At 71.9% G+C, this 4,820-nt stretch carries 5 protein-coding genes; all 5 read left to right on the top strand.

Annotated elements, in window-relative coordinates; genetic code table 11:
* Positions 1-1,190 (top strand): sulfate adenylyltransferase subunit 1 (locus tag ABD126_RS38500; RefSeq protein WP_343940610.1); only part of this gene is annotated, 1,190 nt, incomplete at its 5' end.
* 21 nt (positions 1,191-1,211) lie between these two features.
* Complete coding sequence (locus tag ABD126_RS38505) at positions 1,212-2,297, top strand: ABC transporter substrate-binding protein (protein WP_343940613.1); 1,086 nt, start codon at positions 1,212-1,214, stop codon at positions 2,295-2,297.
* A 21-nt stretch (positions 2,298-2,318) separates the two neighbouring features.
* On the top strand, positions 2,319-3,104 hold the full coding sequence (locus ABD126_RS38510; protein ID WP_343940615.1) for an ABC transporter ATP-binding protein: 786 nt from the start codon (positions 2,319-2,321) through the stop codon (positions 3,102-3,104).
* Positions 3,085-3,963 carry an ABC transporter permease gene (locus ABD126_RS38515; protein WP_309115041.1) on the top strand — a complete coding sequence of 293 codons (879 nt, stop codon included), beginning with the start codon at positions 3,085-3,087 and terminating at the stop codon, positions 3,961-3,963. Before ABD126_RS38510 ends, ABD126_RS38515 begins: the two co-directional genes overlap by 20 nt.
* On the top strand, positions 3,960-4,691 hold the full coding sequence (locus ABD126_RS38520; protein WP_343940618.1) for a sirohydrochlorin chelatase: 732 nt from the start codon (positions 3,960-3,962) through the stop codon (positions 4,689-4,691). The genes ABD126_RS38515 and ABD126_RS38520 overlap by 4 nt, the downstream gene beginning before the upstream one ends.
* Positions 4,692-4,820 lie beyond the last annotated feature (129 nt).

A 4,820-nucleotide genomic window follows, 5' to 3' on the forward strand; every position in this document is an offset into this window, starting at 1 on the left:
CCCCGGACCTGTCGCTGTTGGTCGACGGCCTGCGCTCCGAACGCGAGCAGGGCATCACGATCGACGTGGCCTACCGCTACTTCGCCACCCCGAAGCGTTCTTTCGTGCTGGCCGACACACCCGGGCATGTCCAGTACACGCGTAATACCGTGACCGGAGCGTCCACGGCGCAGCTCGGTGTTCTCCTGGTGGACGCGCGCAAGGGTGTGGTGGAGCAGACGCGCCGCCACGCCGCCGTGCTCGCGTTGCTGGGGGTGCCGCGCTTGGTCCTCGCGGTCAACAAGATCGACCTCGTGGACTACGACGAGGTCACGTTCTCCCGCATCGCCAAGGAGTTCACCGCCCACGCCACCGCCCTCGGCTTCCCCGAGGACGCCGTGGTGGAGATCCCGGTGTCCGCGCTGGCGGGGGACAACGTCGTGGAGCGGTCCGACCGGACGCCCTGGTACGACGGGCCGACCCTGTTGGAGCACCTGGAAACCGTGCCGGTCGAGTCGGACCCGCACGACGCGCCCTTCCGGTTCCCGGTGCAGTACGTCATCCGGCCGCGCACCGCGGAGTACCCGGACTACCGGGGCTACGCCGGTCAGGTGGCGGCGGGCACGGTCCGCGTCGGCGACGAGATCACCGTCCTGCCGTCCGGGCTGCGCAGCACCGTCGAGAAGATCGACACCGCCGACGGTCCGCTGGACGAGGCCGCCGCGGGCCGGTCCGTGACGCTGCTGCTGGCGCACGACCTGGACATCTCGCGCGGCGACCTGGTCGCGGCCGGTGACGCGCCGCGGGTCACCGACGAGTTCGAGGCCACCGTGTGCTGGCTGGCCGAGAAGGCGCTGACGCCGGGCGCCCGGGTGCTGGTCAAGCACGGGACCCGGACCGTCCAGGCGATCGTCACCGAACTGCGCAACCGCTTCGACGAGCAGCGGCTCGCGAGCACCGGGAGCCCGGGTTCGCTGGGCCTGAACGAGATCGGCCAGGTCTCGGTCCGCACGGCCGAGCCCATCCCCGTCGACGACTACACGCGGGACCGCCGCACCGGCGCGTTCCTGGTCATCGACGCGTCGGACGGCAGCACGCTGGCCGCGGGCCTGGTCGGGGCGCCGCTGCCGGAGCCGGCCGGCGTGGACGGCTGTACCGAGGGCGGGAGCACCGCCCAGGACAGCCACGCCCTCGTCTCCCCCGGTCCCTGACCAGAAAGGCCCGACTCCGCCGTGAGCAGCAAGCGCAGAACCCTGACCAAGTCACTGGCCACACTGACCGCTTTCCTGGCACTCGCCGCCTGCTCACGGGCCGACCGCGGCAACGACGCCGCCAACGCCCCCGCCCAGGACAAGGGCCCCGCCGCCGAACTGCGGCTGGGCTACTTCCCCAACGTCACCCACGCCGCCGCCCTGGTCGGCGTGGAACAGGGCCTTTTCACCAAGGAACTGGGCGGCACCAAGCTGACCACCCAGACCTTCAACGCCGGGCCCGAGGCGGTCAACGCGCTGCTCGGCGGCTCGCTGGACGCCACGTTCATCGGGTCCGGCCCGGCGATCAACGCCTACGCCAAGTCCGGCGGCGAGGCCGTGCGGCTCGTCGCGGGCGCCACGTCCGGCGGCGCGCAACTGGTCGTCAAGCCGGAGATCGGCTCGGTGGCCGACCTCAAGGGCAAGGTCATCACCACGCCGCAGCTGGGCAACACGCAGGACGTGGCGTTCAAGAAGTGGCTGTCCGACCAGAAGATCGCCATCGGCGCGGGCGCGGACCAGGTCAACGTCACCAACACCGAGAACGCGCAGTCGCTCGACCTGTTCAAGAAGGGCGACGTGCAGGGCGCGTGGGCGCCGGAGCCGTGGTCCTCGCGGCTGGTGCTCGACGCCGGCGCCAAGGTGCTGGTGGACGAGAAGACCCTGTGGGAGGGCGGCAAGTTCCCGACCACCGTGCTGCTGGTGCGCACGCAGTTCCTCAAGGAGCACCCGCAGACCGTCGAGGCGCTGCTCAAGGGTCACCTCGCGGCGACCGACTTCGCGTCGAACAACAAGGTCGAAGCCAAGAAGGTCGTCAACGAGGCCCTGAAGAAGCTGACCGGCAAGTCGCTGGGCGAGCCCGTGCTGGACCGGGCGTTCGACAACATCGAGCTGACGCTGGACCCGCAGGCCGGGACGTTCCCGCGGCTGGCGAAGGACGCGGTCACCGCGGGCGTCGCCAAGGAGGCCGCGGACGTCGCCGGGCTGGCGGACTTCACGCTGCTGAACAAGGTGCTCACGGCGGCGGGCAAGCCGACCGTGGACACCGCCGGGCTGGACAAGAAGTAACTCGGGGAAGGCAGGCACACCATGACCGCCACGCTTGAGTCCGCCGTTCCGTCCACTGTGGACGCAGCTGTGACCCTGTCCGCGGTGCGCAAGACGTTCGGGCACGGACCGAACGCGGTCACGGCGCTCGACGGCGTCGACCTGCGGGTCGCGCCGGGCGAGTTCGTGTGCCTGCTGGGCGCGTCCGGCTGCGGCAAGTCGACCTTGCTCAACCTGGTCGCGGGCCTGGACGCGCCCACCTCCGGCACCATCTCGCTGACCACCTCGCGGCCCGCCGTGATGTTCCAGGAGGCCGCGCTGATGCCGTGGCTGACCGCCGCGCGCAACGTGGAGCTGCCGCTGCGGCTCGCGGGCGTCAAGCGCGGGCCCCGCCGGGAGAAGGCCGGCGAGCTGCTGGAACTGGTGCGGCTGGCCGAGGCCGGGCACAAGCGCCCGCACGAGCTGTCCGGCGGCATGCGCCAGCGCGTGGCGCTGGCCCGCGCGCTGGCGTCCACGCTGGGCAGCGCCGAGGAGGGCACGCCCGGCCTGCTGCTGATGGACGAGCCGTTCGCGGCGCTGGACGCCATCACCCGCGACGTGCTCCAGGCGGAGCTGGTGCGGGTGTGGCGGGAGACCGGTACGGCGATCGTGTTCGTCACCCACGACGTGCGCGAGGCCGTGCGCTTGGGCCAGCGGGTCGTCCTGCTGTCCTCCCGGCCCGGTCGCGTGGTGCGCGAGTGGTCCACTGTGGACGTGGACGAGCCCGCGCTGGTCAAGGACATCACGAGCCGGCTGCGAGAGGTGATCAGTGGCCACGCCGCAGCTTGACAACGACCTGGCGGCGGTCGGCGCGGGCCTGGACGCGCTCGACGCGCCGTCGCAGGAGCAGCGCCCGTCGCTGGGCAGGCGGTTCGTCCGCACGGCCCTGCCGCCGCTGATCGCGTTCGCCCTGCTGCTGGGCGTGTGGCAGGCGCTGTGGGCGGCGGCGTTCTGGCCGGAGTACCAGCTGCCGTCGCCGGCGTCGGTGTGGGCGGCGGTGGCCGAGGCGGTGGAGACGGGCCGCGCGTTCGACGTGCTGTGGACGTCGGTGCACCGGGCGGTGCTCGGTTTTCTGACGGCTGTGCTCATCGCCACCCCGTTGGGGTTGCTGATCGCCAAGGTGCGGGTGGTCCGGGCGGCCATCGGGTCCCTGCTGACCGGCCTCCAGTCGCTGCCGTCGGTGGCGTGGGTGCCGGCGGGCATCCTGTGGTTCGGCGCGACCCCGTCCACCATCTACTTCGTGGTGCTGATGGGTTCGGTGCCGTCGATCGCCAACGGCCTGGTGTCGGGCGTCGACCAGATCCCGCCGCTGCTGCCGCGCGTCGGGCAGGCGCTCGGCGCCGGTCGGCTGGCGGCGGCTCGGCACATCCTGCTGCCCGCCGCCCTGCCGGGGTACCTGGCCGGGTTGAAGCAGGGTTGGGCGTTCTCGTGGCGGTCGCTGATGGCGGCGGAGATCATCGCCACCTCGCCCCAGTTGGGTGAGGGCCTGGGACAGTACCTGCACAACGGGTCGTCGTTGAACGACATCTCGATGGTGATCGCGGCGATCTTCCTGATCCTGTTGGTCGGCATCGGGATCGAACTGCTGGTGTTCCGGCCGTTGGAGCGGGCGGTGCTGCGGGCACGCGGCCTGTCGGGTGCGCTGTGACCGCTTTGGTGGCCGTGGCGCACGGCAGTCGCGATCCGCGTTCGGCGGCGACCGTGCACGCGCTGTTGGACGTGGTGCGGGCTCTGCGGCCGTCGCTGGACGTGCGGGCTTCGTTCCTGGACCTGTCCGCGCCGAGGTTGGGCGACGTGCTGCGCGGCGTGGTGGGCGACGGGCACCGTTCGGCGGTGGTCGTGCCGTTGCTGCTGGGCAAGGCTTTCCACGCGCGGGTGGACGTGCCGGGGGCGGTCGCCGAAGCCCGGTTGCCTTCGTTGGACGTGACGATCGCGGACGTGCTGGGGCCGTCGCCGTTGCTGGAGTCGGCGGCGTTGCGGCGGCTGGCGTCGACCGGGGTGCGGTCGCACGACCGTGAGTTGGGTGTCGTGCTGGCTGGGGCCGGGTCTTCCCACGAGCCGGCCAACGCGGCGGTGCGCTCGATCGCCGCTCGGTGGGCTGCCGGCGCTGGGTGGGTCGGTGTGGAGGCGGCTTTCGCGGCCATGGCTTCGCCGGACGTGCCGGCGGCTGTTGAGCGGTTGAGGGAGCGGGGCGCGCAGCGAATCGCCGTGGCTTCGTGGTTCTTGGCTCCCGGGTTCCTGCCGGATCGGGTGGCGCGCTTGGCGGGGACGGACCTGGTGGCACCGCCGTTGGGCGCGGACCCGGAGGTGGCGGAGCTGATCGTGCATCGGTACGAGGCCGCGCTCGCCGCCGACCTGGTGACACAGTCCGCCTGAACGGCTTCGCTCTCGCGCGGAACGCGCGGCTTTTCGCCGCGCAGCGGCGGGCTGGGCTCCCAGCCACAAGGGGCCTTCGTGTTCCCCACCGTATGACCTGCCCGAAGGGCTACCACACTTTTCGGGGGT

This window comes from Saccharothrix mutabilis subsp. mutabilis, from assembly GCF_039521145.1.
In the GTDB taxonomy this organism is placed as follows: domain Bacteria; phylum Actinomycetota; class Actinomycetes; order Mycobacteriales; family Pseudonocardiaceae; genus Actinosynnema; species Actinosynnema mutabilis.

Excerpts from the sequence above, each read along its gene's own strand:
- ABD126_RS38510 (WP_343940615.1), top strand. The coding sequence starts at position 2,319 with ATGACCGCCACGCTTGAGTCCGCCGTTCCGTCCACTGTGGACGCAGCT.